This window comes from uncultured Anaerococcus sp. (assembly GCF_963512375.1).
Taxonomy (GTDB): domain Bacteria; phylum Bacillota; class Clostridia; order Tissierellales; family Peptoniphilaceae; genus Anaerococcus.
In genome coordinates this window covers 102,109-129,095 of record NZ_CAUPMI010000004.1, presented here as the reverse complement: position 1 = coordinate 129,095, position 26,987 = coordinate 102,109, and the positions used below count along the sequence as shown (strand labels likewise).

The window sequence follows — 26,987 nt, the reverse complement described above, 5'->3', positions numbered from 1 at the left end:
CCTATTATTCCTTGTCCAAACCACAATACGTCATCAGAATTGCTGCTTCAACGTGGGACGAGTTGATAGCATTGATGTATTTATGATTTTTAGCGAAACTGTTGTATATGGGAACATATCGACTAATTTGTACGTTCGTGGGAACATAACGACTAGCTTTCTAATGGTCGCCAAAAGAATCGAAATATAATTCTAGTTTAGAATACTTCTATCCTTATCAAATATATGAAACTGTAATAATAAAATTTAATTGCTTTCATCGACTAATGTTAAAACCTACAACACAAGAATTTAAATCATTAGATTACACTATTTACTATTCAATCAATTTAAGCTCCTTCATTCATATCCCTTCTACTATACCCCAAGAAACCTATTACTATTAAAGCAATGCTAATTATAGTAACTGTAAGAAAAACTGATGCTTCAAAATCATCCATTGGCATTTGAGGCATCCAACTTTGTATAGCAGTATTTAAAAACCATTCCGGGAGGTCTATCTAGGTTCTTAGCTCCTACACTCATCCTACGGCAAGAGTTAATTCAAAACTACCCTTCATTGCGCTCCATTACATACTAAATATAGCACTATAAGATAACCTACAACGCGCTCTATTTATTATTCCATTACGCTTCATTACGGGTATTTTTTCGGTTAACACTTGCCTATGATATACAGAACATTTGGATAAAGTTAAGGCGCCCTTTGCTATTTGACAAAATGAGTGGTTGATTATACTCATATTTGTAAAATAGCAAAAGGCGCCATTGTTAAAATCTTCGATTTTTTCGTTTTAATTTCTTTCTTCTAAATAGTTATAATAAACTTCAAACTCTTTTTCAAAATCATTTAGTAATTCAACTAATTTTTTATTGAGTTCGATATACTCTAGTTTTGTTTGTGGGTGCAGGTTATTTAAATCTTTTAATGATAGTTTACTACTATCATCACTGCCATACCATAAATCTCTTAACGGTTGTACTTCTGGATCATGTAAAGTTAGACCCGTACCTCTAACAAGTAGTAGCCAATTAGGCTGTCCGTAGTTAGTTATAATGTGATGTTTTAACCTATTAAATTCTGTGATGTATTCCATTCTTAAACCTCCTATGTTGATAGGATTTTGATAGGGAATAAGATAAATTTATATGGTTTTAAGTGGTTTTATGTTTGTTTAAACCGTTGAAAAATGGCATTCCCCCACCTAGTCATATTATACTTTTATTCCCATTCAATTGTTCCTGGTGGTTTGCTGGTTATGTCGTAGACTATTCTGCCTACTCCTTCTACTTCGTTTATCATTCTGTTTGATAGTTTTTGCATTAGTTCGTATGGGAGGTTTGCTGCTTCTACTGTCATGGCATCTGTACTTGTTACTGCTCTTACTGCTATGACGTTGTCGTAGCTTCTGGCATCTCCTTTTACTCCTACTGTTTTGATTGGGGTCCATACTGTGAAGTATTGCCAGATTTTTTCGTTTAGGCCGAAGTTTTTGACTTCTTCTCTTAGGATAGCGTCGGTTTCTCTTACTATTCTTAGTTTATCTTCTGTGATGTCGCCTATTACTCTTATGGCAAGGCCTGGTCCTGGGAATGGTTGTCTCCAGACCATGTCGTGTGGAACGCCTATTTCTTCACCTAGGGCTCTTACTTCGTCTTTGAAGAGGAGTCTTAGTGGTTCTACTAGGCCTTTGAAGTCCATGTCTTCTGGTAGGCCGCCTACGTTGTGGTGGCTTTTGATTACGCTTGCCTTGTCTTTGCCAGATTCTATGACATCTGGGTAGATTGTGCCTTGGACTAGATAGTTGGCTCCGCCGATTTTTTTGGCTTCTTCTTCGAATACTTCTACGAAGTGGTTGCCTATGATTTTTCTTTTTGTTTCTGGGTCGGATTCGCCTTTTAATAGGTCTAGGAATTCTTTGGATTTGTCTACCATTTTGACGTTTAGGCCTAGGCCCTTATAGGTTTCCATGACTGATTTGGCTTCGTCTTTTCTTAGTAGGCCATGGTCTACAAAGATACACTGGAGATTATCTCCTATGGCTTTTGAGACTATGGTTGCTGCTACTGAGCTATCTACCCCGCCTGATAGGCCGCAGATCATTTTCTCGCCTTGGTATTTTTCTTTGATTTCTGCTATTATCTCTTTGGCGAAGTCTTTCATTTTCCAGGTTTTTTCGGCCTTACATATTCCTAGGACGAAGTTTTCTAGGATTTTTTGTCCGTATTCTGAGTGAACTACTTCTGGGTGGAATTGGACTGAGTAGAGACCTTTGTCTGTGTTTTCCATGGCTGCTACATCTGTGTTGGCTGTGGATGCGATTGACTTAAAGCCTTCTGCTAGGTCTTTTACCCTATCTTTGTGGTTCATCCAGATTATGGATTCTTCTGGGATGTCTTTGAATAAGCAGCTTTCCTTATCTACTTTTAGGTCGGTTTTGCCATATTCGGCTAGGTTTGGTGTTTCGATTGTGCCGCCGTTTACATAATTTATGTATTGGTGGCCGTAGCAGATGCCTAATACTGGCACGCCTAGGTCAAAGATTTTGCTGTCGGCTTTTGGGCTTTCGCTATCGTTTACTGATTGTGGGCCGCCTGTTAGGATGATACCTGCTAGGTTGTCTAGGTTGATTTCATTGAGATTGGTGTCGCACTCATGAAGTTCTGCATAGACTCCCATTTCTCTTACTCTTCTTACTATGAGCTGGTCGTATTGGCCGCCGAAGTTTAAGACTAGGATTTTTTCTTTCTTCATTATTTCCCCTTTAATTTAAGTTTCGTGCTTCCTTTTCTTCTGGGAAGTTCTCGTAGTAATATTGGACAATTTCTGTGGCTGTTTGTTCGACTGTGTTTTCTGTTACATCTATGACTTTGCAGTCTAGGTCAGAAAATATTTCTTTGGCGTATTCTAGCTCTTTTTGGATTCTTCCCTTATCAAAGTATTTGCTTTCACCAACTATGCCTAGGGACTTGCTCCTTGTTTCTCTGATGTCTGAGAGCTTGTCTGGATTTATGATTAGGCCTATTATCCTTCTTGGGTCGACTTCAAAGAGCTCTTGTGGAAGTTTGGCCTCTGGCACGAGGGGTAGGTTTGAGACTTTGAAGTTTTTGGTGGCTAGAATCATGGTTGTAGGTGTCTTAGATGTGCGTGATACTCCTACTAGGACTATGTCTGATTTTAGAAAGCCTCTAAAGTCTTTGCCATCGTCGTATTGGATGGCAAATTCTATGGCTTCTATCATTTCGAAGTAGTTTCTTGATAGGGTCCTGGTGAGGCCTCTTTGTCTGATTGCTGTGTGGCCGGTGAATTCTTCAAACTTATTTACCCCATAGGATAGGATGTCTAAGACTGTTATATCTAGTTCTTTGGCCCTTGCTCTAAGATATTGGGTCAATTCTTTGTTAGCTATAGTTTGGACAATTATCGAATAGGATGGAAGGTCGGCTAGGATTTCCTCTATTTCCTCTGTATCGACTATATCTGAGAATCTTCTCACGGTTGTTTTTAGGTCTGGGAATTGACTTGTTACTGATTTCATATAGTTTATTGCGGTTTCTCCGGTGGAGTCACTTATTATCACAATCGTTAAAACATCGTCCATCAAATCCTCCTATCTTACTATTTGTGATATATCAAATATCCTAGCTATCCTCTTTTGTACTTGATTTAGCATAGCTAATCTGTTGTTTTTGATCTCTTCATTTTCATCATTTATCATGGTTTTGTCTAGGTATTCATTGCCGACTAGGGCTGTGGCTTGAATATTTTCTAGCTCTTTTTTGTAGTCAGCTGCATTTACTAGGGCTATCTCATCGATATTTGATATGGTTTCGTAAAAAGATCTTTCTAGGTCTGTTTGTAGTAGGTCTGCCTTTACTAGGTCAGCTCCTGTATCTTTGGCTAGGTTGTTTATCCTGATTAGGTAGGATAGGCCGTCTTCATTTTCATCTATGAAGGCTGTGACTGCTTTTACCTTTTCACTCATCCTTAGGATGTTGGTATTATTTGTATCTACTACTGCATTTACTATATCATACCTATAGCCATCATCTAAAAGTTTGTTTTTGAGCCTGTCTTTTATGAAGGCTAGAGTTTTATCTAGAGTTGTGTCATAGTCAAAGGCTAGGGCATTTACTTCTGTGTAAACTAAGAGGGCTTCTGAAATTAGCTTTCTTAGGTCTACGTCAATGCCATTTGCAAGGATTATATTTATGATTCCAAGCGCTGCCCTTCTTAGGCCGAATGGGTCTTTTGAGCCTGTGACGTATTTTTCTATGGCATAAAGGCCTACTATAGAGTCCATCTTATCTGCTATTGAAAGAAGAATTCCTGTTACTGATTTTGGTAGGTCACTTCCTGCTCCCTTTGGCAGATATTGCTCTTTGATTGCTTCTGCTACTCTTTGGTTTTCACCTGAGTTTTGGGCATAGATTGCACCCATGGTTCCTTGAAGCTCGGTAAATTCTACTACCATTTTTGTGACTAGGTCTGCCTTTGAAAGCTTAGCTGCTCTTTTTGCATCTTCTATGATGTCATCACCTAGGCCTAGTTCTTTTTGGTATCTTTCGGATAAATCTACTAGTCTAGCTGTTTTTTGGGCCATGGTGCCAAGGCCTTCGAAAAATACTAGCTTATCTAGCTCTGGCAAATAAGATTCAAGTGGCTTTGATGCGTCTATGTCGTAGAAGAATTTGGCATCTTCTAGCCTTGCCACTAGGACCTTTTTATTGCCTGCTATTACATTTTCACTCTTGTAGTCATCACCATTTCTTACTAGGAGGAAATATGGAAGGAGCTTGTTTTTGTCATCTAAGATTGGGAAATATCTTTGGTGGTCCTTCATTGGTGTTGTGATTACTTCATTTGGTAGACTTAGGTAGCTTTGGTCTATATCGCCTACTAGGACTGTTGGGTATTCGACAATATTTACTACCTCATCTAGGAGGTCTTCATCTTTCATGTAGGTCCCGCCTACTTGGCCTGCTAGGGAATTGAGGCCTCTTTGGATGATGTCTTGTCTGTCCTTACCCCTTAGGATTACGTAATTATCCTTAAGTTGTTTTTCATAAGTATCGATTGATTCTATTTCTATATGGTCAGACCCTAAAGACCTGTGGCCTTTGGTGATATTTCCTACTTCTATGCCATCTGCATCGAAAGATAAAACTTTATCATCTAATAGGGAAACAAACCATCTGATTGGTCTAGCCCATCTGATGGATTTGCCGCCCCATCTCATTGACCTTGGGAAGGAGATGGATTTGACTAGTTCAAAGACTTCTTCTTTTAGGACTTCTTCTAGGCTTTTGCCTTCTTCTTTCTTTTCTACAAAGATATAGTCTTCGCCCTTTACTTCTCTTATAATCACATCATCAAGGCTTGCCCCTTGGCCTCTTAAGAATCCTTCTAGGGCCTTTGTTGCTGTGCCATTTTGATCATAGGCTATCTTTACACTTGGTCCTCTTACAGATTTAATTTCTTCTTTTTGGCTTTCTTCTACATTTACGAGTTTGATCATAAATCTTCTTGGTGTGGATTCAATTTCAATGGCCTCATAAGAAAATTTATTTTCTTCTAGAAGCTTTGTGAATTTTTCCCTTAGCTGGGTCTTGGTATTTTTGACATAAGCTGAAGGTATTTCTTCTACACCAATTTCTAATAGGTAATTATGCATCTTTTTCCTTTCTTAAGAGTGGGAAGCCTTCTTCTTCTCTTTTTTCTATATATTTTTCTGCTACTAGGCTTGAAATATCCCTTACTCTTTTGATATAGTGATTTCTTTCTGAAACAGATATAGCACCCTTTGCATCAAGTGTGTTGAAGGTGTGGCTTGATTTTAAGACATTGTCGTAGGCTGGATATACAAGTCCTGCTTCTATTAGTCTTCCTGCTTCTTTTTCGTAGATATTAAATAAGGTCTCTAGGGTTTCATTATCTGCATCTTCGAATGAATATTTGGAGTTTTCGTATTCTGGTGTCTTGAAGATGTCTCCGTAAGTCAAGTTTTCTGACCATTTGATGTCATAGACATTGTCCACATCTTGGAGGTACATGCAGATTCTTTCAAGTCCTATGGTTATTTCCCCACTTTCTAGGGTGCAGTTGATGCCGCCTACTTGTTGGAAATAGGTAAATTGGGTGATTTCCATCCCATCTAGCCATACTTCCCAACCTAGGCCCCAAGCACCGAGGGTTGGAGATTCCCAGTTGTCTTCTACAAATCTTATGTCGTGGGCCTTTGGATCTATTCCAATGGCTTCTAGGCAATTTAGGTATAAATCTTGGATATTGGCTGGGGTTGGTTTAAGTAATATTTGCATTTGGTGGTGTTGGTAAAGTCTGTTTGGGTTTTGGCCGTACCTACCATCTGCTGGTCTTCTAGAAGGCTCTACATAGCATACCTTCCATGGTTCTGGTCCTAGAGCTCTAAGAAAGGTGTGAGGGTTCATGGTACCTGCACCCTTTTCTATATCGTATGGAATCATTACTGAGCAGCCTTGCTCTTTCCAATACTCCTCTAGTTTTAAAATTAAATCTTCAAAGTACATTTATATTCCTTTCGAGTGTCTTAAGGACCCATTTGACGGATGGAAAATATCCTAAGTCTAGGTTCTTAAGAGTGTAGTCTATTATTATTTTGCCGATTTTTTCGTAATTTTCCACTAATTTTATATTTTTTAATTCTTTTGACTCTGTGTAAAGGAGTTTATTAAAATATTTGTATTCTTCAAGAGTCAAATATACGCTATCTTTTGCCTTTTTCTTGCAAGTCTCGCATATGAGCGAGGACTCTCTTGGTGAAAAATAAAGGCCGTGGCCTCTTATATCTTTACCGCAAATCCCACAAGTTTTAAAGTTGGGCTTAAAACCTGAAAAGGATGCGTATTTGAGGTAAAAGGCCAAGAATATATTTATAAAATTAGAATCAGCCTCTTCAAAGGCCATAAAGCTATTTAATAGAAGTTTGTAAACTGTTTCTATCTGGATAGCGTCGATTGTCCTTAAAAGCAGATCGGCTATGGCTGATTTGTATAAAATTATATCGAAATTTTTGCTTGACTTGGGGAAGGCTTCTACGATCACGCCCTCCCTTAGGCCGTAAAAATCTTTTTTGCTCTTGTAAAGGTCGTAGTGGGCTAGGATGAAGCGATTAGTAAGACCTAGGTTTTTGGAGTTTTTCTTAAGGACTGACTGGCAATTGATTGAAATCCTGCCCAAGTCCTTGGTGAAGAGTTCGATAATTTTAGAGGACTCCTTGTATTTAAACTCCCTTAGGACAATGCCTTCTATATCCTTTAGGTCACTTGTAGCCAAAGCGGTCTACCAACTTTTCTTTCTTTCTCCAGTCCTTTTCAACCTTGACCCAAAGCTGGAGATTGACCTTGCTTGCCAAAAAGTTCTCGATTTCTTTTCTGGCATCGATGCCGATTTGCTTGATCATCTGGCCATTTTTGCCAATTACTATCTGCTTGTGGGAATTTTTCTCGATAATGATTGAAGCCCTGATGTCGATGATGTCCTTATCTTCTCTTTCCTTAAAGTCATCAATCCTTACAGCTATGCCGTGTGGGACTTCTTCTGATAAAAGCCTTAGGGCCTTTTCTCTGATTATCTCGCTTACTACAAATCTTTCGGTCTTATCAGTAATCATTTCCCTGTCGTAGTAGGCTGGGCCTTCCCTTAGGTAGCTTTTGACTAGGGAAATATACTTGTCGATGTTTTTATCATCAAGGGCTGATATTGGCAAAATTGCATCGAAAATACCCTCCTCATCATAGAGGTCTTCTAGGTCAAAAAGCTCATCTTCTGTAAGTAAGTCAATCTTATTTATAAGTAAAATTATTGGCACTCTCACATTCTTAAGCTCGTCAATTATCATCCTATCAAGATTGCCAATCTCTTTTGAATCATCCACGACAAAGGTCACAAGGTCTGACTCGTTTAAGCTTTCCTTAGAAAAGCTAAGGAGCCTTTCCTGAAGGATATTTCTTGGCTTTTGGATACCTGGTGTGTCTATGAAAATTATCTGAGACTCATCGTCGTTGTATATTATATTTATCTTATCTCTGGTGGTTTGGGGCTTGTTGGAAATGATTGAGATTTTCTCCCTCAAAATCTTTTCCATGAGGGTAGACTTGCCCACATTGGCCCTGCCTACCACCGATACAAAGCCTGATTTCATTCTAAATCCTCCTTGCTGAAGCTATATGGCAAGAGCTCATCGATTGTATAGGTCTTATATGAGTTCTCATCCTTTGCAATTATTATCTTTGTGTCCTTATCGGCAAATTCTCTTATAAATTGCCTGCATACCCCGCAAGGATATGTATATTCGCTATCGCCATTTATGATTATGGTATCTATCTCCCTCTCGCCCGCACTGATGGCCCCTGCTAGGGCTGATCTTTCTGCGCAAAGGGTTGGCGAATAGGCTGCATTTTCTATATTTATGCCCTCATAGATCTTGCCAGATTTCATCTTGACTGTGGCTGCCACCCTAAAGTGTGAATAGGGCGTGTAGGCCTTTTCTTTGAGGGCTATGGTTCTTTTTATTAAATCTTTTATCTCTGTCATGAAAATATCCCAAATATGGCCATGGCCATGGATATACCAAGGATGGCTCCTCTTATTATCTCTTTTGTAGAATGGATGTCTGCCTCATAGCGGCTTTCTGCAACTATTAGAGCCATGCCGCCCAGGATCAACCTTACAAGGGGCTCGTCAATTAGAAAGACTCCCATGGTTGCAAGGGCAAAGGCTACTGATGTGTGGCCTGACACGAAACCGCCCTTCATAGCTGTTCCGTGGCCTTCGTAGAAGACCCCCTTCAAAAATACCGTCAAAATAATTACTAATGAAATGGTAATTAGGGCAAGGTGGGAAGGACGTCTAGCAATCCTTAGGATTACTGAATCGTAGAAAGTTAAGAACTTATCAAAAAATATAAGATAGGCCACAAAAAGGGCATTGATGGCTGCAACAAAGGTAGCTGCAGCAGATACATCCTTGGCCGCCTTGGCAAGCTTGGAATACTTACCCCCGCTTGCTAGATCTACTGCATTTTCAAGAGCTGTATTCATAAGCTCTAGGGAAATTACAAAGACCACGGCAAAGACTAAAAACATCATCTCAATCCTTGATAGGCTGAAAAATAAGGATGCCACCAAGACCAGAATGCTGGCTAGGAAGTGAAATTTCATGTTCTTTTCGTGGTTTATGGCATAGACTAGGCCCTCGTAGGCATAGTCAAAGCCCTTTAAAAACTTTTGCCCGTGGCTTAGTTTTAAAGGCTCATAGTCCTCGCCTGCTACTTCTGGCTCATCTTCCCTTAGCTCTTCTAAGATTTCCTTTTTTAAATTTTCTTTGAGTTTGTCGTAATTATTATCCATTATATCTATTTAAAGACTCCTAGATTTTTCATAATCTCTTTTTCCTTGCCACGCATGATGGCCTTTTCATCCTCTTCCATGTGGTCATAACCTAGAAGATGGAGGGTTGAGTGGCAGATGAGATAGGAAAGCTCACGGTCTAGGCTGTGGCCATATTCATCTGCCTGGGCCTTTGCTATATCAAGGCAAATTACTATATCACCAAGGATAAGGTCCACATCCTCTTCTCCAGGGAAAATTTCATCATCCATAGGAAAGGATAGGACATCTGTAGGCCTATCTACTCCCCTGTAGTCCCTATTTAGGGCATGGATCTCATCCTTATCTACAAGTGTAAGTGAGACTTCAACATGGCTTGTAAAATCCTCCACCCTTAGGACTTCTTCAATGGTTTTATAAGCCATAGCCTCGATTTGGTCAAGGTCTAGGTCCTCTTTGCTATTGTTGCTTATTAGGAGATTCATCGTTTTGCCTTCTTTTTTCTTCCCTTATTTTATCTTCTTTTTCGTAGGCATCAATTATCCTTTGGACAAGTGGGTGTCTGACTACGTCAATTGAAGTGAAGTTCATAAATTCAATGCCTTTTACATCTCTTAAAATGTGGCTTGCTGAAACAAGACCTGACTTTCTGCCCTTGCCCAGGTCTATCTGGGTCCTATCTCCTGTGATTATAGCCTTTGACCCATAACCAAGACGGGTTAGAAACATCTTCATTTGCTCATAGGTTGTATTTTGGGCCTCATCTAGGATAACAAAGGAATTATCAAGGGTACGCCCCCTCATGTAGGCAAGGGGTGCTATCTCTATAATTCCCTTTTCAACAAGGGTTTGGTAGGCATCAAAACCTAGGATTTCAAAGAGGGCATCGTAAAGGGGTCTTAGGTAAGGGTCTACCTTATCTTGCAAATCTCCTGGCAAGAAACCTAGGCTTTCTCCTGCTTCTACTGCCGGACGGGTGAGGATTATCCTATTTATCTCGTTATTTTTAAAGGCACGGACAGCCATGGCCACTGCTAGGTAGGTCTTACCTGTACCTGCCGGCCCAATACCAAAGACGATATCATTTTCCAAAATCTTTGCTACATAAGCCTTTTGGCCCAGGGTCTTTGGCTTGATTGGTTTGCCGGCTGAGGTTGTGACAATGACTTCATTTAGAAGTCCCTTAACCACATCCTTATTTTCCCTTTCCAGCATATCTGCATCGTATTTTATTTTTTGAAAATCAAGGTCCCCGCTTCTTTTAATCTCTTCTAAAAGCTGGATAATTAATTTGCTAGCAAGGCCCACATTGGCCTCATCTCCTGAGATTTCTAGGTCATTGTCCTTAAGCTTTAACTTCACAGAGAACCTGTCTTCTATATATTTTCTGTTACTATCAAAATTACCAAAGAGACTCATCAGTCTCTCTGGCACTTCAATTCCTATATATTCTTTTATATTAACACATCCTTATCTTCTTTTGGAAACTGGCTTTGCTAGGATTTCTGCCATGATGACTGCATCCCTAAGCCTTTTTCTCTTTTTAGATCTTTTTATATCGTCTATTTTTTTGTCAGTCACTTCTTTTATTTCAGCTTCTTTTAATCTTGCACGAGCCTTAGAATCTCCCTCTTCTTTTGGGGCAGATTTTTTCTTAAGATCAGCCGCATGCTTTGTGGCAAGGTCTGCCTTTAGCTTTCTTTGAGCTTCTATGTTTGGTTTTTGGCTGGCTAAATCTGCCGGATTTCCCAAGTCATTTAGGAAGTCCACGAAGGAATCCAGGCCCTTTTCTGCAAGAGTCTTATTTTTAGTCTTTTTGCTTTCAGCCTCAATTTCTGCTGCCAATTGGTCAAGAAAATTCATAAATGAATTTCGCTTAGACATCTAAATCCTCACTAGAATCTGAAATTGACTGACGCATTTTTGTATCTGCTTTAACATTTTGGAGGTTGTAATAATCCATCACTCCAAGATTGCCTTCTTTGAAGGCTTGGGCTATGGCAAGTGGGATTTCACTTTCAGCCTCTACTACCTTGGCCCTATTTTCTTGCTCTAGGGCAATAGCTTGGGCACGACGCTCTTCAGCCTTGGCTTGGGCGATGTTTTTATCTGCCTCAGCCTGGTCTCTTTGTAGCTCTGCACCGACATTTCGTCCTACATCCACATCTGCTATATCAATTGATAGGATTTCAAAGGCTGTACCTGAGTCAAGGCCCTTGTTTAGAACGGTTTGAGAAATATTGTCCGGATTTTCTAGAACTGCTGCGTGGGAATCTGATGAACCTACTGTTGTTACAATACCTTCACCAACTCTGGCAATGATTGTCTCTTCACCAGCACCACCGACAAGTCTTTCGATATTAGCTCTTACAGTAACCTTGGCAATTACCTTCACCTCTATACCATTTTTAGCAACTGCTGCTATAACTGGTGTATTGATAACCTTAGGGGTAACTGACACTTGGACTGCCTCAAAAACATTACGACCAGCTAGGTCAATAGCTGCTGCTTGCTCAAAAGAAAGGTCTATATTGGCTCTTTCTGCTGCAATTAGGGCATCGACTACTTGGTTGATATTACCACCAGCTAGGTAGTGGCTTTCTAGGTCATTGGTTGAAATTGGAATACCTGCTTGGTAAGATTTGATCATTGCAGCTACAATTTTTGATGGAGAAAGTCTCCTAAATCTCATAGCTACAAGGCTTGCCATAGATATCTTAAGGCCTGAAAACCTCGCAGTTATCCAAAGTCCAACTGGTACCATTGTAAAAAATACTATAACTAATACAAAGATTAGTCCTAAAATTAAATATTCCATTATATCTCCTTTACTCTTATGTGGCCATCTTTGATATCAACAACTGACACCATTTTCCCCTTTTCTATAAATTCTGCCCTGGCCGTGGCATCATATATTTCGCCGCCAATCTCAACCCTGCCTGCTGGCCTAAGGATTGTCTTAGTAATCCCTACGCTTCCAACAAGATAAGCATATTCTACCTTCTTGCCAGTGTAAGGTGATTTTGGCTTTGTTTCTAGGATTGACTTTTCAAAAAGTTCTGCCTTAAAACCGAGTTTTACAAAGATAGCGACAGTAGCAAGAATTGCAAGGCCTGTAGTAAGGACTACAAAAAGGCCCATCCTAGGATCTATAAAAGAATCCATCACCGAATAAATAGTAAGGGCAAGGCCTGCCACTCCAATAAGGCCAAAGCTTGGAATAAAAAGCTCCAGGCTTAAAAGACTTATTCCAGCTATAAAGGTTATTAAAGTCACATTGTCAGCTATATTGTAAAAGGATGCTGCTATATAAAAATAGGCAAATAAACCTAAAGCAATACCAGCAAAGAGCAATTTCTTTTGGGTAAAAAGCACACAAATCATAGAAATAACTGCCAATATAAAGGCAAAAGCTATGACTAGGTCGTTTCCAAGCATAAATACCTCCTCGTACAAAATTTAAAATGAGAAAGAGCATTTGAAAATCAATCCCAAACCCACTTTAAAATATTATCTTCCTTATAATTATTATCTAGTAAATGGGGCAAAAAATCAACATAAGGACAAGCTAACAAAAGAGAAAAACACTTTTCAAAATCCTTTTCAAAATCCCCAAGAAAAAAGGAGCCTAGGGCCCCCTTTATTATCTGTGTTTTCTTTTCCTAGTAAAAATCGAATCAGCCGAATAATTTAGGATATGTTTCTTATAGACTTTTGAAGCTAGGATATAAGTAATATATAGGCTTAGGGCCAAAATTATTAGAGAAAGGCCGCCTTCAATTATTCCAGCACTTCCCTTAATTAACCTTAAAGGCATGAAAAATACAGAAATATATGGGATAAATGATGCGATTTTTACAAATAAATTTACAGGTCTATTCATAAAAATCATGGCGACCATAAAGGTCCCTACAATTGTAACCATAAGCGGAGTTGCAACCTTTGAAGCATCTTCTTGCTTGCTGGCAAGAGAGCCCAGCATGGCAGCTATTATCATGTAGGCCAAGAGCGAGAGGATGATAAAGATGAAAATCTCCCCTATGATCATAAGGCTTGTCTTATCCAGGCTAAAATCAATTTTTATAAAGTCTAAAAGGCCCTTGGATTTGATTATAAAATAAGCGACTACTCCAAAAATTATATATAAAATCGAATGGACTATTATGGCTAGGAAGTTACCTAATATTTTTCCAGCAAAATAATCCTTGGCAGATACTGACGAGAAGATAAACTCAATCATCTTTGACCCTTTTTCTGTGGCTATATCGACGACTAAGATATTTGAATACATGATTAGCATAAAATACATGAACATCAAAAGGATGAAGTAGGAGGCATAGATCATAAGGCTCTTGCCATTATCAATTTGATTGATTTTTATATCTGCCTTGGTCGAAAAAATCCCAATTTGCTCTTCATTTAAACCTGCATGTTTGATATTAATGACATTTTGAAGCTCATTTGCAAGAAGAGGTAATTTTGAAAGTGCCTTGCTATCCATGGTTTTAGTCTCAATAATAAGTTTTATCTGGCCATTTTCTTCAGAAATCTCCCCGTAAGACTCAATTTTCTCTGCCTTTAAAGTATTTTCCGCTTCATCTTTTGAAACTAACTTATATTCATTTTCCATTTCCTTTAGGTAAGGCTTTATAGTTTCATCTGCTACTAGGTAATACTTAGTAGTAGAATCTGCCTTTTCTGATTTTGTAAGGAAATAATTAATACCCATAGGCACTAGCATTACAAGGATTGGTATAAAAACCATGGACCAAAAGGCAGGCGATTTGATTTGTTTTTTGAAGGAATCAAGGGCAACTATTAACTTTCTATTCATTTTCTTCCACCTTTCTGGCAAAAATTTCATTTAGGCTTGGTGGCTCTTGGCTAAACATCTCAAGGTAGCCGAGTTTTCCTACAAGTTTTTCAAAAATTTCCCTGCCATTTTTTTCATCTTCAAGTCTGATAGTCCAGAAATTCCCTTCTCTTTTTAGGTCATAAGCTGGGAAAAGCTCTGATAAATCTGCATCAGTCCTAACTTTCACCAGGTCTTTTTCATAGGAATTTCTAATCTCATCTGGTGATCCATTTAGGACAATTTTTCCATTTCTCAGCATGATTAGCCTATCGCATAGGTATTCGATATTTTCCATGTTATGGGATGAAAAAATTATGGTTGTACCTTCTTCGTTGATTTCCTTGATTATCCCCATCAAAAGATTGGCATTGTAAGGGTCAAGGCCTGAGAATGGTTCGTCTAAGATTAAAAATTCTGGCTTATAGATTAGGCTTGCCAGAAGCTGGACCTTTTGCTGGTTGCCCTTTGATAGGGACTTTATTTTATCATCCAGACTTCCCTTGATTTCAAAACGATCAAAGTAGCTTTTTAAGGTCTTTTCATCAAGATTTCTCATTTGGTTGAGCCTAGCAAAAAACTTCACCTCTTCCCTGATGGTTTTCTTTGGTGAAAGCGAACGCTCTTCTGGAAGAAAGCCAATTTTTTCTAGGGGCACGTCTGCCATTGGCTCTCCTTCGTAAAGAATTTCTCCGTCAAAATGGTCGTAGAAATTCATCATGGAGCGAAAAAGTGTAGATTTTCCTGCCCCATTTTGGCCGATGACTCCGAAAAGTTCGCCTCTTTTGACTTCAAAGGACACGTCATCAAGAGCCTTAAGGTCCCCAAAATTTTTAGACAAGTTTTTTATTTCAATCATTTTTCTCTCCTGCAAAACCATTAGTTAATACACCAATCAAGCTTGGTATTAGAACAATTAGGGCTATTATTGGGCTTATGTCTTCATAAAGAGCTGATGCGAAGAGAATTATTATCAAAACTAATTGGCAAATAAGCATTCTCTTATAGGCTAGGTAGCCCTTTTTGTAGTATTTGACCTTATCTCTCTCGTCAGATTCAGCCATGAACTTGCTTTCAAAAAAGAAATCAAAGACCTCAGTCTTTCTTTCTGGCTCAATTTTTTTGACAAGTTTATAAGTAAGGAAAGATAAGATGGAATTTATAGCTGTAAAAACTAGCAAAATCCCTAATACAAGCAAGGTACTTTTTACAAAGTCTGGGCTTGTTTTCATCTTGTTATAGATAATTATAACAAGGGATATGAGGGTAAATAAGCCTGCGTCTCTCATCGCATTGGCGTAGTCTATATACTTTGTTTCAATAAAATCATCTTGCCTTAAGCCCTTTTCAACTTCTTTTTTCCCTCTCAAGTAGAAATAAAGGCCAAAGCCAGCAAATATACTGCACATTCCTATAATCAAGGCCAAGATATGGTCGCTTAGAAAGCTATTAAGAACCTCGACAAGGCCTCCTACATTTAATTTGTTAAAAATAAAACCTGCTCCAAAACCTACTATCAATCCAAATCCAGCCATGGCTAGAAAGCTAGATAAAAAAGTTTTCTTATTATTTTTCATCACTGTCCTCCAATCTAAAAATCTCATTAATATCCACATCTAGGACCTGGGCTATGGTTAGGGCCACGGTCACTGATGGGTTGTAATCTCCTCTTTCTATTAGGCTTATGGTTTGGCGGCTGACTCCTACAAGCCCTCCAAGCTCTGCTTGGTTTAAGCCAGCATTTTTTCTAAAGTCAGCTAAATTATTTACTAAGTCCATATGCCCTCCTTTCCCAAATAATTGACAACTATTCTTGTCATTATTATATATCTGACAACTTTATTTGTCAAATATATTTTGTTTTCGCTTATATTTATTATTTAAGTAAGGGTATAATAGTAAAAATACCTAAAAAGAGGTGAGAACTTTGATTTTTTTAAAGCAAGACGAAAACATGTACAAACTCCTTGTAGCTCTGTTTTATAAGGATGGAACATGGGTAAGGATGGATGATCTTGCAGATGAATTAGACCTTAGTAAAAAGACTATCCACAATTATATAGGCTCTCTTGAGAAGTTATTTAAAGACTATGCCAAATTTGAAATGACTTCAAACCTTGTCAAGGCAGACTTTATCCTTGATATTGGGCTAAAAACTATCAAGAAAATTTTTATCAAAAACTCCCTAATCAGCCAAATTTTAACAAACACTTTTTTGGGGAAGGTAGATAACAAGAAGGATTTGGCCCTTAGGCTTAATACCAGCGATTCTTCTATTTTTAGAAATATATCCTATCTTAACGAGGCCATAAAAGAAATTTATAATATTGAATTTTCCTATGCAGACCTTGACTTTGTGGGTGATGAGTATGATATAGAAAAGTTTTACCTAAATCTTTTCATCAATACACAACTTAGCCCTTTAGATTGGCCTTTTGAGGGTCTTGTCGATGAGAAGGATGTGACTACTATTGCAGAAAGCATTGGCAAATCTATCTACATGGAAATTATTTTTGGCCAATATTCTTATATCAAGACAGTCCTTGCCATTTCAATTATAAGGTATAGGAGGGGCTTTAAATTTAAACTTGGCGATATTGACCAAGACATGCTTAGTTTTGTCAAAAAATGTCTGTCAAATATCGAAGTTGCCAGGGCTACTAGAAGGCTTTTACCTAATGAAAATGGCGATATGACCATGGTTTTATACCAGATTTTGGCATTTTTTATAAACCATGAATACACCCCATATTTTAAGAGCCTTGATGAGGTTTTTGAACTTGTTCCAATCTATAAGGACTATTACGACTATCTTTATGATAAATCTATAAAACTCTGTGATAAGTATGGGATTGATAAGACAAATCTTGAAAATGCCTACAAAGAAATTTTTTCTTACTTTTATGTAAGGCTATTTAACGTAGAGCAGGCAGACTTTTTTGTTGCAAAAAGCCAGCACTTGCTTGATTATATCAGGTTTATCAACATAGATTTCTACAAGGATATCTATGCCATGATGGATGGGCTTTTGGATAAACATCCTAAGCTTAGGGATAGATACTCGACAGAAGCTATGGTTTATGCGATTTATTCAACCTGGCCAGGACTTTTGGGTCATATGATTGATAGCATCAAACAAATTAAGGCTATTATCATATCAAATTACGATAGGTATCATTCAAGACTTATACAGGATTTTATAAATTCTACAGCATCTACTATCTTAAGCGTAGATATTTATACCAAGCCAAGACTTGATATAAATTGGCTTAGACAATCAGAGTATGATGTTATCATAACTGACTTCCTACTTGAGGCAGACCTAGCTGATAAAATCTTGCTAAACCTTGAAAACTTACCAAGAGTCCACAGGTCCTTTAAGATTTTAGACCAAATCCTAGGCAAGAAATTTATGGAAATCAAGGCAGAAAACCCAGAATTTTTTGATGATACAAAGCCACTTTGAAATAACTTTAAGCTATAAAAGCCCCCAACTATTTTTGTCTGGAGGCTTTTCTTTTATGAATTTTTTGTGTATAATAATGGAAATATTGTATAAAAGGAGATGATCAAATGTTAGCTGTTATAATAAATACCCTGGCAGTTTTTGTCGGGGGTATGCTTGGGGCCGGCCTTTCAAATAGGCTTGCTCACAAGTACCAAGAAGCCATTATGAAGTTTTTACCTATTGCCATTCTTGTATTAGGTATCGATTCTGCTCTTAAGGGTGATATTATGATTATGATCATCTCCATAGTGGGCGGGGTCCTTGTAGGAGAATATCTAGATATTGAAGGGGGCCTTGATAAGTTTGCGGGCTTTCTCAAAAAGAAGTTTATAAAAAATTCTGAAAGTGACTTTTCCACTGGTTTTATTTCAGGGATTTTGCTTTTTTGTGTTGGCTCTATGGGGATTCTTGGATCAATTGATGCAGGTGTTAAGGGTGATTATTCAATTCTTCTAACAAAGGCTGTCCTTGACGGGCTTTCAGCCCTTTTTCTTGCGGCAAGCCTTGGCAGGGGCATAGCTTTTGCAAGCCTTGCAGTCTTTATCTATGAAGGAGCTATTTGCCTTTTGGCAGGTCTTCTCTCACCACTTTTTACAGACTTTGTCCTTGCAAATATTTCAGGTGTCGGCGGCCTTACCATCATTGCCATAGGCCTATCCATGCTTGATATAGTCGACTTTAGGATAGCCAACGCCCTACCAGCCCTTGCCTTTCCTCTTATAATTGGTCTAATAATGTCCTTGATTTAAAAAAATCCTCCAAGCGGAGGATTTTTCTATGCTCTATAGAGTATATAGGTATCTAATTTTTCAAAGCCATTTGCAAGAGCCACTTCTAGTTCTAAGACTTTTTCGACTTCTAGAAAATATTTAAGATCTCCAATTTTTCCAAATTCATCTATTAGGGAATTTGTCATTACTTTGATTAGGCTATCACAAGTTTTTTTATTAGGGTCTTTCATAAAGAGTCCAAAAATTTCTCCCTTACAAGGATTTTTACCGTAGATTTTTACTAAGAGGCTGGCTGTGATCTCTCCCTTATCCTTTTTGACAAAGACCCTAAATCTGTCAAAGTCCCTATATAGATTGATACTTGAATAATACATATCTTTTGCAAAATAATCGTGAAAATCCTTGTAGGATGGGAAGTCTTCCTTGGCTAGGATTTCGATATTTTCTGTAAGATCAGAAGATTTTTCTAGATTTTTAGCCTCTAGGACATGGGAGTGTTCTACAATTTTTGCTTTTTCTGTAAAAGATTTTGCCTGATTTATCCAAGATTTTTCCCCAAGACCTATATTTATAGGATAGGCCTTGTGGTCTTTTTTTATTCTTTCCAAAAGGCCTTCTAAGACCTCTGGGTCCTTATTTTTTATGATAAGAAGGGTGGTTTGGATATATTTTTCATCTTCATCCCAAAAATAGGTAACAAGGCCCTCTATTTCCTCATTTTCTATGGCTAAAAGCGTGGTGGTTGCCATAAATTCTATGGAATATTCTAGCTCTCTGTAAAGGTCGCTAATGGATGAAAATTTTGGATAGGATGCCTGATCTTGCTCCTTTATGGCAAGGTCTAAAAGAGGCCTTACTTTTGCAAGGTCAGGCCTTTCTAGTTTTCTTATTTGCATTAAAATCTTCCCTTAAGTTTGAGGGCTTTTTCTATCCTTGTTAGGCTTAGGATGAAGGCTGCTTGTCTGAAGGTAACCTTGTATTTATCAGCTGTTGCAAAGACTTCTTCTATGGCTTTTGCCATGTCTTTTTCTTGTTTGGCCCTTACTTCTTCTTCTGTTAGGTAGGATCCTGTGATATTTTGTACCCATTCGTAGTGGCTGACTAAAACTCCGCCAGAATTGGCTAGGATATCAGGAATCAGTGGGATATTTTTCTCATTTAGGATTTTCTCCCCTGCTTCAGTGACAGGACCGTTGGCTGCTTCTACAATTAGCTTTGCCTTGATTGAGTCTGCATTGACATCGCTGATTACATTTTCTAGGGCTGCAGGAATTAAGATGTCACAATCTAGGGCGAAAAATTCTTCTGTGCTGATTTTTTCTGCCTCTATATTAAGCTCTGATCCTGTCTTATCCTTAGCTTTCTGGATTTTTTCTATATCAAGGCCCTCCTTATCATAGATGCCGTAGGCTCCATCTGGATGCTCATGGTCTTTGGAGTTTAGGGCGATAAGCTTTGCCCCATCCTCTACTAGGTATTTGGCAGCAAAAGAACCAACATTTCCAAAACCTTGAAGGGCGACTGTTGCGCCTTCTAGGCTCTTTCCAATTTTTTCGTAGTATTTTTTGATTGTTAAATAGACACCAAATCCTGTCGCTTCACTTCTTCCAAGGGAACCTCCCATATCAACTGACTTGCCTGTGAAGGTTGCTATATCTTGGCGACCACCATTTAGGGCTATATATTCATCTGTAAAATATCCCATAATCTTGGCATTAGTATTTACATCTGGGGCTGGGATGTCAATTCTTGGTCCTAAATAATTATTCATTGCCCTGACAAAGCCACGGGATAGGCTTTCAAGCTCTCTTTCAGAAAGCTTGTTAGGATCTACGATGATTCCTCCCTTGCCACCTCCTAGTGGGAGGCCAAGGAGGGCCACCTTTAGGCTCATTAAGGTGGATAGGACTTTGACTTCTTCGTAGGTCACAGATTGGTGAAATCTGACCCCGCCCTTGGCTGGACCTAGGGCTGTAGAATGGGCAGATCTAAAGGCTCTAAAGGTCTTAGTTGTGCCATCATCCATCTTTACTGGTATATTCGCTTCTATGATTCTTTCAGGTTCTTTAATTATCTCATAAAATGATTCAGATAGGCCTGCTATCTCACAAACTTTTTTAAGCTTGTCTTGTAGGTCTAGAAATTGTTCTTTAGCGTTTGACATATTTGCCTTCTTTCTTTCATAAAAATTAACATTTATCTTTATTATACAAGCAAATTAAAATTTTTCTCAAAAAAATCACCCTAATTTCTTAGGATGATTTATAATTTATTTTGCTTTAATCTTATCCCTAGCGGCAGACATCATTAGCTTGACCCTATTTACTTGGTTTACTTCTGATGCACCTGGGTCGTAGTCTATGGCTACGATGTTAGCCTCTGGATAGCTTTCTCTTATCTTTTTCATGACTCCCTTGCCGGTGATATGGTTTGGAAGACAGCCAAAAGGCTGGATGCAGACGATATTTGGGGCACCCTGGTGGATTAGTTCTACCATCTCTCCTGCTAATAGCCAGCCTTCACCAGCTTGGTTACCAAGGGATGTGACTTCATTAGCTAGGTCTGCTATATCATCTATATAAAGCGGTTCTGTGAACCTTTGACTTTCCCTTAGGGCCTTTCTGATTGGCTTTCTATTTGCTTCTATTAGCTTGATTCCAAGCCTGCCCATCCTGGCTGTGGCAGCTGACTTGCCATATAAGTCACGCTTTAATTCTGTATTTTTCATGCAGTACATGAGAAAATCTGTTAAATCTGGCATGACTACCTCAGCGCCCTCTGCTTCTAGGACATCTTGGAGGTGGTTGTTGGCTTCTGGCAAGAATTTAACCAAGATTTCTCCAACTATACCTGCCTTTGGGATTTCCTTGTTGCAGACTGGAAGGTCTTCAAAATCTCTGACAATCTCTTGGATTACTTGCCTGTATCTCTTGGTTTTCATTGTGGCAATTTCTGAAGATAGCTTATTTATCCATGCTTCCTTAAGGTCATTTACAGAGCCTAGCTCGATTTCATAAGGCCTTGTGGCATTTGACACTCTATTTATGAGGTCTCCCAAAAGGATGGCCCTTATGGCTTGCTTAAGAAGTGGGATATTTTTAAATCTAACTAGGTCAAAGCCCTCATTGGTTTCTATGCCTTGGGCTGACAGGGCAATGACTGGTAGGTCTGGAAAGCCCGCATCCTTTAGTCCCTTTCTGATGTAGCCTACATAGTTGGATGCCCTACAAGCTCCTCCAGTTTGGGTCATGAGGAGGGCAAGCTTATCAGTGTCGTATTTGCCAGATTTTACAGCGTGGATTAGCTGACCTACTACTGTTATTGATGGGTAGCAGGAGTCGTTGTTTACATATTTTAGACCCGTATCTATGACATCTTCATCGATGGTGTCTAGAAATTCTATATTAAAGCCAAAGGCCTTAAAGGCATGCTCCATTATCCTGAAGTGCTCTCTTGCCATCTGTGGGGCAAGGATGGTGTAGCCTTCTAGTTTCATTTCCTTGGTAAATTCAGTGTTTTCGTAGGCAAAGTCACTTGGATTTGTCTTAAAACTTATTCCTTCTCTTTTCTTTTGGTCAAGGGCTTCTAAAAGAGATCTGAGTCTGATTTTTACCGCTCCTAGGTTTGAAATTTCATCGATTTTTAAAAGGGTATAAATCTTGCCGTGGGATTTTAAAAGCTCTTCTACCTGGTCAGTTGTGACTGCATCTAGGCCGCAACCAAAGGAATTGAGCTGAATTAGCTGGAAGTTGTCATTTTCTGCAACATATTTGCTGGCCCTATAAAGCCTTGCGTGATAGGACCACTGGTCAAGGACCCTGAGCTCTTTGGTCAAATCTTTCACATTGTAGGCTATGGCATCTTCTGAAAGGACTGGTATATCCATCGATTCGATTAGGTCTGCTATGCCGTGGTTGACTTCTGGATCTATGTGGTAAGGCCTACCTGCTAGGACTATGGCATTTAGGTCATGGGCCCTTACATGGTCAATTATTTCCTTGCCCTTTTTCCTGATTTGGTCATGGTAGGCTTGCTCAGCTTCCCAAGCCAGGCTTACGGCATTTTCTATTTCCTTTTTTCTTAGAATGTTTCCTTCGTGAGAATATCCTTCAAAGACTTCGACAAGCCTTTTTTTGATGATTTCCTCACTTTCAAAGGATAGGTAAGGATTTAGGAATTTGACCTCATTTAGCCTATCGACATTGTTATTAATTACATCAGGATAACCGCTTACTACCGGACAATTCATCTGGTTTTTGGCCGCATCAAATTGCTTATAAGCATAAAAAACACCTGGATAGAAGATTAGGTCTGGCTTCTTGTCGATTAAATCTTCCATGTGGCCGTGGACTAGCTTGGCTGGATAGCAGGCTGTCTCTGATGAAATGGTGGCTATGCCCTTTTCATAAATTTTCCTATCTGAGTCACTTGATAAGATAATATCAAAGCCCAGGCTATCAAAAAATTTGTGCCAGAAAGGATAATCTTCATAAATATTTAAAACACGAGGAATGCCGACCCTGCCAAAGCGGGCAGAATCTCCCAGGGTTTTTCTATCAAAGAGGAGCTTATACTTGTACTTGTACATATTTAGGTCATCTTTTTTCTTATCAAGCTTGATGCCTGCCCCTCTTTCGCACCTATTGCCTGTGATAAATCTCCTCCCATCGGCGAAGGTATTTATGACTAGGGCACAATTATTGGTACACCTGCCGCACCTGGCTGATTTTTGGCTGTAGGAGAAATTTTCAAGCACGCTTTGACCTGCCATCTGTGATGAGCCTGTAGACTTATCTTTGGCAATTAAGGCCATACCCATAGCCCCCATAAGGCCTGCAATTTCTGGCCTTGTTACATCTCTCTCAGAAATTTTCTCAAAGGCCCTTAGAATGGCATCCCCATAAAAGGTACCACCTTGGACCACTATATTTTTGCCAAGGCTCTTTGGGTCCCTAATCTTGATTACCTTTTGGATGGCGTTTTTTATTACTGAATAGCAAAGGCCTGCGGCTATATCTTCGACCTCAGAGCCTTCTTTTTGGGCCTGTTTGACCTTGGAATTCATAAAGACTGTACACCTAGAACCAAGGTCTGCCGGCTCCTTGCTCCTAATTGCCCTTTGCTGAAATTCTTTAACATCCATGGATACAGAGGCTGCAAAGGTTGATAAAAATGAGCCGCAGCCTGAAGAGCAGGCCTCATTTAGCTGGATGGAGTCGATTATCCCATCCCTTATGTGCATGGCCTTCATATCTTGGCCACCTATATCAAGGATAAAGTCTACATCAGGATCAAAAAACTTGGCCGCCCTATAGTGGGCAATGGTTTCTACCTCTCCATTGTCAATATGTAGGGCGTTTTTGATAAAATCTTCCCCATAGCCACAGATGCCAGATGAGGCTATATAGGCCTTTGGATTTTTCTTGGCAAGGCCTTCTTTAAGCATTGAAATTACAACCTCTAGTGGTCTTCCCAGATTCATCCTATAATCATCTAATAAGATCTCATTATCTTCAGAAAGCCAGACCATCTTGCTGGTAGTAGAGCCTGCATCAAGGCCTACATAGATTGGGCCCTGGTAAGTGGCAAGGTCCCTATATTTTACCTTGTCTGTCTTATGCCTTTTCTTAAATTCTTCATAGTCATCAAGGTTTTCAAAAAGAGCTTCAAGCCTTTTGGTCATCTCTAGATTTACTTCCTTGGCATTTTCAAGCCTTGTAAGCAAATCCTTAAGGGCCACTGGCTTTGAATTTTCACTAGATAAAATCGCAGCCCCCTTGGCTACGTAAACTTCTGCATCATCTGGTATATAGAAATTATTCTCATCCTCGCCTAGGGTTTCTACAAATCTTTCCCTAAGAGAAGATAGGAAATGAAGGGGCCCGCCCAAAAAGGTGACATTGCCCCTAATTGGCCTACCGCAGGCCAGGTTTGAAATTGTCTGGTTAACAACAGATTGGAAGACTGAAATTGCTATATCTTCCCTGCTGGCTCCCTGGTTCATCAAGGCCTGGATATCGGTCTTTGCAAAGACCCCACACCTAGATGCTATGGGATAAATCTTCTTGTAGGCTTTGGAAAGCTCATTTAATCCTTTCGCATCTGTATCAAGGAGGGCTGCCATCTGGTCGATAAAGGCCCCTGTTCCTCCAGCACAAATTGAATTCATCCTCTGCTCAACAGAGCCAGAAAGATAGGTAATCTTAGAATCCTCCCCACCAAGCTCAATCAAAACGTCAGTCTCTGGGATAAATTCCTTGATAGCACGAGTCTCTGCTATGACCTCCTGGACAAAAGCCACTCCCAAGATATCTTCTAAAAACATGCCGCCAGATCCAGTCACATTCATAGTTAGACTTAGGTTGCCAAACTTATGGTAAAGATCTGTAAGGACCTTCTTTACAGTCGCCCTCACATCTGATTTGTGGCGGATATATACTGAATAAATTGTATTAAAAAGCTCATCAGTGACCACTACCTTAACAGTAGTAGAACCAACATCAAGCCCCATATGTAAATTCATATTATTCCTTTCTAAATGAATAAAATACCTTCACGCTTATAAATTTTATTAGATAAGAAATTCCTAGTAAATTACTAGAGATTAATACATAAAAAATTTAATATTATTATACCCCTTATTTAAAAAATAAAAGGCAAATTTATTTTATAAATGGCTATTTTAACGATAATAGAAAAGAATCATCTCTTATAGGCTAGATTATAAGACTTAAGAGGCTTTTATAAATTATGGGTCCTTGTAAAATTTTCTTTACATTTTTATGCAAATAGAAAAAAATATCGCTCTTGTAACTAATGTTACAGATTCTTTATGAAATTTATCATATAATAGACTTATAAGAAAAATATGAGGAGGAAAAATATGTTTTGTTATCAATGTCAAGAAACAGCAGGAAATAAAGGATGTACAAAAGTCGGCGTCTGCGGAAAGAGCGAAGATGTCGCAAATCTCCAAGACCTTTTAATATATACAACAAAGGGCCTTGCATCTATTGTGATGAAGGCAGGTAAGGTATGCGATAAGGTCTATGACAGGATTTCTAACAATCTTTTCATAACCATAACCAATGCAAATTTCGACGAGGATTTTATCCTAGATGCCGTTAAGAAAACCATGACCATGAAGGAAAAAATCACAAACAAGCACCAAATCACAGACCTAAACGAAGTTGAAGCCTACATATCATTTGACGATGAAGAATTAAAAAGAAAAGCAATCGAGGTCGGTGTTTTAAATATTATAAATGAAGATGAAAGATCTCTAGTAGAGCTTGTAAGCTACGGCCTAAAGGGAATGGCTGCCTACAACCACCACGCCAATGTCCTAGGCTACAGGGATGAAAATGTCGATAAGTTTATAGCTTATGCTTTAACAGAGACAATCAAGAAAGATAAGGAAATCAACAACCTAATCGACCTAGTTATAAAAACAGGAGAACATGGAGTAGCTGCCATGGCCCTACTAGATAAGGCCAATACCGAAAGATTTGGAAATCCAGAAATGACTGAGGTAGATTTTTCAGCAGGAACTAAACCAGGCATCCTAATTTCAGGCCATGACCTAAATGATATGGAAATGCTCCTTGAACAAAGTAAGGATGCTGGTGTTGAAATCTACACCCACTCAGAGATGCTTCCAGCTAACTATTACCCAGCCTTTAAGAAATACGACCACTTCCACGGCAACTACGGCAATTCTTGGTGGAGCCAAAATGAGGAATTTGAGAAATTTAACGGTCCAATCCTTATGACCACCAACTGCATTGTCCCACCAAAGAAAAACAACACCTACCTTGATAGGTTCTATACAACATCAAATGCAGCCTACCCAGGAGCAATCCACATAGAAGCTGACGAAAATGGCTACAAGGACTTCTCAGCAATAATAGAGCAGGCTAAAAATTGCCAAGCTCCAACAAATCTTGAAGATACAAAGATTGTCGGTGGTTTTGCCCACAATCAAGTCCTAGCCCTAGCTGATAAGGTTATAAATGAAATAAATGAAGGCAATATCAGAAAATTTGTCGTAATGGCAGGCTGCGATGGTAGAAGCTCTAAGAGATCTTATTACACAGACTTCGCCAAAGCCCTTCCAGAAGACACAATAATCCTTACAGCAGGTTGTGCAAAATATCGCTACAACAAGCTAGGCCTAGGAGATATCAACGGCATACCAAGAGTCCTAGATGCTGGTCAATGCAACGATTCATTCTCCCTTGTACAAATTGCCCTAGCCCTAAAAGATGCCTTTGGCCTTGATAGTGTAAATGATTTGCCTATAGAATACAACATAGCTTGGTATGAGCAAAAGGCTGTAATAGTTCTCCTTGCCCTTTTGAGTCTAGGAGTTAAAAATATCCACCTAGGACCAACACTTCCTGCTTTCCTATCAGAAACAGTAGTAAACTTCCTAGTAGAGAACTTCAACATTGCTCCAAATACCACAGTTGAAGAAGATTTAGAAAAAATGATTGGCTAAAAAATTTAAGCAAAGTCTTATGGCTTT

Annotated in this window: 24 protein-coding genes; 3 read left to right on the top strand and 21 right to left on the bottom strand. The window is 39.0% G+C overall.

The window, feature by feature from the left end; translation table 11 throughout:
• Window positions 1-794 precede the first annotated feature (794 nt).
• The 18 genes from RRB46_RS03230 to RRB46_RS03145 all read right to left on the bottom strand — a co-directional run bounded on the left by RRB46_RS03230 (window position 795) and on the right by RRB46_RS03145 (window position 16,000).
• Window positions 795-1,097 carry a hypothetical protein gene (locus RRB46_RS03230; RefSeq protein ID WP_262121629.1) on the bottom strand — a complete coding sequence of 101 codons (303 nt, stop codon included), beginning with the start codon at window positions 1,095-1,097 and terminating at the stop codon, window positions 795-797.
• 125 nt (window positions 1,098-1,222) lie between these two features.
• The gene (gene guaA, locus RRB46_RS03225; RefSeq protein WP_311537465.1) at window positions 1,223-2,755 is read right to left on the bottom strand and encodes a glutamine-hydrolyzing GMP synthase; all 1,533 of its coding nucleotides are present in this window, start codon (window positions 2,753-2,755) and stop codon (window positions 1,223-1,225) included.
• Between the two features lie 10 nt (window positions 2,756-2,765).
• Entirely contained in the window at window positions 2,766-3,602 is an 837-nt protein-coding gene (locus tag RRB46_RS03220) for a pyruvate, water dikinase regulatory protein (protein ID WP_311537464.1), read from the bottom strand.
• A 9-nt stretch (window positions 3,603-3,611) separates the two neighbouring features.
• Window positions 3,612-5,675: a glycine--tRNA ligase subunit beta gene (glyS, locus tag RRB46_RS03215; protein WP_311537463.1), complete on the bottom strand. Its 2,064-nt coding sequence runs from the start codon at window positions 5,673-5,675 to the stop codon at window positions 3,612-3,614.
• Window positions 5,668-6,549 carry a glycine--tRNA ligase subunit alpha gene (gene glyQ, locus RRB46_RS03210; RefSeq protein WP_296126818.1) on the bottom strand — a complete coding sequence of 294 codons (882 nt, stop codon included), beginning with the start codon at window positions 6,547-6,549 and terminating at the stop codon, window positions 5,668-5,670. Before glyQ ends, glyS begins: the two co-directional genes overlap by 8 nt.
• A complete protein-coding gene (recO, locus tag RRB46_RS03205; RefSeq protein WP_311537462.1) occupies window positions 6,539-7,315 on the bottom strand; it encodes a DNA repair protein RecO in 777 nt (258 codons plus the stop codon). Before recO ends, glyQ begins: the two co-directional genes overlap by 11 nt.
• A complete protein-coding gene (gene era, locus RRB46_RS03200; RefSeq protein ID WP_311537461.1) occupies window positions 7,302-8,183 on the bottom strand; it encodes a GTPase Era in 882 nt (293 codons plus the stop codon). Before era ends, recO begins: the two co-directional genes overlap by 14 nt.
• A complete protein-coding gene (gene cdd, locus RRB46_RS03195) occupies window positions 8,180-8,575 on the bottom strand; it encodes a cytidine deaminase (protein WP_311537460.1) in 396 nt (131 codons plus the stop codon). Before cdd ends, era begins: the two co-directional genes overlap by 4 nt.
• Window positions 8,572-9,390: a diacylglycerol kinase gene (locus RRB46_RS03190; RefSeq protein WP_311537459.1), complete on the bottom strand. Its 819-nt coding sequence runs from the start codon at window positions 9,388-9,390 to the stop codon at window positions 8,572-8,574. The genes cdd and RRB46_RS03190 overlap by 4 nt, the downstream gene beginning before the upstream one ends.
• 5 nt (window positions 9,391-9,395) lie before the next feature.
• Entirely contained in the window at window positions 9,396-9,854 is a 459-nt protein-coding gene (gene ybeY, locus RRB46_RS03185) for an rRNA maturation RNase YbeY (RefSeq protein ID WP_311537458.1), read from the bottom strand.
• The gene (locus RRB46_RS03180; protein WP_311537466.1) at window positions 9,829-10,788 is read right to left on the bottom strand and encodes a PhoH family protein; all 960 of its coding nucleotides are present in this window, start codon (window positions 10,786-10,788) and stop codon (window positions 9,829-9,831) included. The genes ybeY and RRB46_RS03180 overlap by 26 nt, the downstream gene beginning before the upstream one ends.
• A 51-nt stretch (window positions 10,789-10,839) precedes the next feature.
• Window positions 10,840-11,253 (bottom strand): hypothetical protein, encoded by a 414-nt coding sequence (locus tag RRB46_RS03175; RefSeq protein ID WP_311537457.1) that lies wholly within the window; start codon window positions 11,251-11,253, stop codon window positions 10,840-10,842.
• Window positions 11,246-12,187, bottom strand: a complete 942-nt coding sequence (floA, locus tag RRB46_RS03170) for a flotillin-like protein FloA (RefSeq protein ID WP_106461503.1) — start codon at window positions 12,185-12,187, stop codon at window positions 11,246-11,248. The genes RRB46_RS03175 and floA overlap by 8 nt, the downstream gene beginning before the upstream one ends.
• A complete protein-coding gene (locus tag RRB46_RS03165) occupies window positions 12,187-12,807 on the bottom strand; it encodes an NfeD family protein (protein WP_296126833.1) in 621 nt (206 codons plus the stop codon). The genes floA and RRB46_RS03165 overlap by 1 nt, the downstream gene beginning before the upstream one ends.
• A 205-nt stretch (window positions 12,808-13,012) precedes the next feature.
• Entirely contained in the window at window positions 13,013-14,203 is a 1,191-nt protein-coding gene (locus RRB46_RS03160) for an ABC transporter permease (protein WP_311537456.1), read from the bottom strand.
• Window positions 14,196-15,080 carry an ATP-binding cassette domain-containing protein gene (locus tag RRB46_RS03155; RefSeq protein WP_311537455.1) on the bottom strand — a complete coding sequence of 295 codons (885 nt, stop codon included), beginning with the start codon at window positions 15,078-15,080 and terminating at the stop codon, window positions 14,196-14,198. The genes RRB46_RS03160 and RRB46_RS03155 overlap by 8 nt, the downstream gene beginning before the upstream one ends.
• Window positions 15,073-15,798 carry a DUF3169 family protein gene (locus RRB46_RS03150; RefSeq protein WP_311537454.1) on the bottom strand — a complete coding sequence of 242 codons (726 nt, stop codon included), beginning with the start codon at window positions 15,796-15,798 and terminating at the stop codon, window positions 15,073-15,075. The genes RRB46_RS03155 and RRB46_RS03150 overlap by 8 nt, the downstream gene beginning before the upstream one ends.
• A complete protein-coding gene (locus RRB46_RS03145) occupies window positions 15,788-16,000 on the bottom strand; it encodes a helix-turn-helix transcriptional regulator (protein ID WP_311537453.1) in 213 nt (70 codons plus the stop codon). The genes RRB46_RS03150 and RRB46_RS03145 overlap by 11 nt, the downstream gene beginning before the upstream one ends.
• 148 nt (window positions 16,001-16,148) lie before the next feature.
• On the opposite strand from RRB46_RS03145, the gene RRB46_RS03140 reads away from it, so the two are divergent.
• Window positions 16,149-17,687 carry a helix-turn-helix domain-containing protein gene (locus RRB46_RS03140; RefSeq protein ID WP_311537452.1) on the top strand — a complete coding sequence of 513 codons (1,539 nt, stop codon included), beginning with the start codon at window positions 16,149-16,151 and terminating at the stop codon, window positions 17,685-17,687.
• A 107-nt stretch (window positions 17,688-17,794) separates the two neighbouring features.
• Complete coding sequence (locus RRB46_RS03135) at window positions 17,795-18,478, top strand: DUF554 domain-containing protein (protein ID WP_311537451.1); 684 nt, start codon at window positions 17,795-17,797, stop codon at window positions 18,476-18,478.
• 26 nt (window positions 18,479-18,504) lie between these two features.
• Here the strand turns inward: RRB46_RS03135 and RRB46_RS03130 are convergent, their stop codons facing one another.
• The 3 genes from RRB46_RS03130 to RRB46_RS03120 form a co-directional block, all read right to left on the bottom strand.
• Window positions 18,505-19,356 (bottom strand): hypothetical protein, encoded by an 852-nt coding sequence (locus RRB46_RS03130; RefSeq protein ID WP_311537450.1) that lies wholly within the window; start codon window positions 19,354-19,356, stop codon window positions 18,505-18,507.
• On the bottom strand, window positions 19,356-20,624 hold the full coding sequence (locus RRB46_RS03125; RefSeq protein ID WP_311537449.1) for a Glu/Leu/Phe/Val dehydrogenase: 1,269 nt from the start codon (window positions 20,622-20,624) through the stop codon (window positions 19,356-19,358). The genes RRB46_RS03130 and RRB46_RS03125 overlap by 1 nt, the downstream gene beginning before the upstream one ends.
• A 105-nt stretch (window positions 20,625-20,729) precedes the next feature.
• Entirely contained in the window at window positions 20,730-24,983 is a 4,254-nt protein-coding gene (locus tag RRB46_RS03120) for an acyl-CoA dehydratase activase-related protein (RefSeq protein ID WP_311537448.1), read from the bottom strand.
• A gap of 360 nt (window positions 24,984-25,343) precedes the next feature.
• Here RRB46_RS03120 and hcp point away from each other — a divergent pair, with 360 nt between their 5' ends.
• On the top strand, window positions 25,344-26,960 hold the full coding sequence (hcp, locus tag RRB46_RS03115) for a hydroxylamine reductase (protein WP_311537447.1): 1,617 nt from the start codon (window positions 25,344-25,346) through the stop codon (window positions 26,958-26,960).
• Window positions 26,961-26,987: the final 27 nt, after the last annotated feature.

Excerpts from the sequence above, each read along its gene's own strand:
- RRB46_RS03190 (WP_311537459.1), bottom strand. The coding sequence starts at position 9,390 with ATGGATAATAATTACGACAAACTCAAAGAAAATTTAAAAAAGGAAATC.
- RRB46_RS03180 (WP_311537466.1), bottom strand. The coding sequence starts at position 10,788 with ATGAGTCTCTTTGGTAATTTTGATAGTAACAGAAAATATATAGAAGAC.
- RRB46_RS03120 (WP_311537448.1), bottom strand. The coding sequence starts at position 24,983 with ATGAATTTACATATGGGGCTTGATGTTGGTTCTACTACTGTTAAGGTA.
- RRB46_RS03165 (WP_296126833.1), bottom strand. The coding sequence starts at position 12,807 with ATGCTTGGAAACGACCTAGTCATAGCTTTTGCCTTTATATTGGCAGTT.
- glyQ (WP_296126818.1), bottom strand. The coding sequence starts at position 6,549 with ATGTACTTTGAAGATTTAATTTTAAAACTAGAGGAGTATTGGAAAGAG.
- RRB46_RS03155 (WP_311537455.1), bottom strand. The coding sequence starts at position 15,080 with ATGATTGAAATAAAAAACTTGTCTAAAAATTTTGGGGACCTTAAGGCT.
- RRB46_RS03175 (WP_311537457.1), bottom strand. The coding sequence starts at position 11,253 with ATGTCTAAGCGAAATTCATTTATGAATTTTCTTGACCAATTGGCAGCA.
- hcp (WP_311537447.1), top strand. The coding sequence starts at position 25,344 with ATGTTTTGTTATCAATGTCAAGAAACAGCAGGAAATAAAGGATGTACA.
- RRB46_RS03125 (WP_311537449.1), bottom strand. The coding sequence starts at position 20,624 with ATGTCAAACGCTAAAGAACAATTTCTAGACCTACAAGACAAGCTTAAA.
- RRB46_RS03160 (WP_311537456.1), bottom strand. The coding sequence starts at position 14,203 with ATGAATAGAAAGTTAATAGTTGCCCTTGATTCCTTCAAAAAACAAATC.
- RRB46_RS03220 (WP_311537464.1), bottom strand. The coding sequence starts at position 3,602 with ATGGACGATGTTTTAACGATTGTGATAATAAGTGACTCCACCGGAGAA.
- cdd (WP_311537460.1), bottom strand. The coding sequence starts at position 8,575 with ATGACAGAGATAAAAGATTTAATAAAAAGAACCATAGCCCTCAAAGAA.
- guaA (WP_311537465.1), bottom strand. The coding sequence starts at position 2,755 with ATGAAGAAAGAAAAAATCCTAGTCTTAAACTTCGGCGGCCAATACGAC.
- era (WP_311537461.1), bottom strand. The coding sequence starts at position 8,183 with ATGAAATCAGGCTTTGTATCGGTGGTAGGCAGGGCCAATGTGGGCAAG.
- RRB46_RS03150 (WP_311537454.1), bottom strand. The coding sequence starts at position 15,798 with ATGAAAAATAATAAGAAAACTTTTTTATCTAGCTTTCTAGCCATGGCT.
- RRB46_RS03230 (WP_262121629.1), bottom strand. The coding sequence starts at position 1,097 with ATGGAATACATCACAGAATTTAATAGGTTAAAACATCACATTATAACT.
- RRB46_RS03135 (WP_311537451.1), top strand. The coding sequence starts at position 17,795 with ATGTTAGCTGTTATAATAAATACCCTGGCAGTTTTTGTCGGGGGTATG.
- ybeY (WP_311537458.1), bottom strand. The coding sequence starts at position 9,854 with ATGAATCTCCTAATAAGCAACAATAGCAAAGAGGACCTAGACCTTGAC.
- RRB46_RS03145 (WP_311537453.1), bottom strand. The coding sequence starts at position 16,000 with ATGGACTTAGTAAATAATTTAGCTGACTTTAGAAAAAATGCTGGCTTA.
- RRB46_RS03130 (WP_311537450.1), bottom strand. The coding sequence starts at position 19,356 with ATGCAAATAAGAAAACTAGAAAGGCCTGACCTTGCAAAAGTAAGGCCT.
- floA (WP_106461503.1), bottom strand. The coding sequence starts at position 12,187 with ATGGAATATTTAATTTTAGGACTAATCTTTGTATTAGTTATAGTATTT.
- glyS (WP_311537463.1), bottom strand. The coding sequence starts at position 5,675 with ATGCATAATTACCTATTAGAAATTGGTGTAGAAGAAATACCTTCAGCT.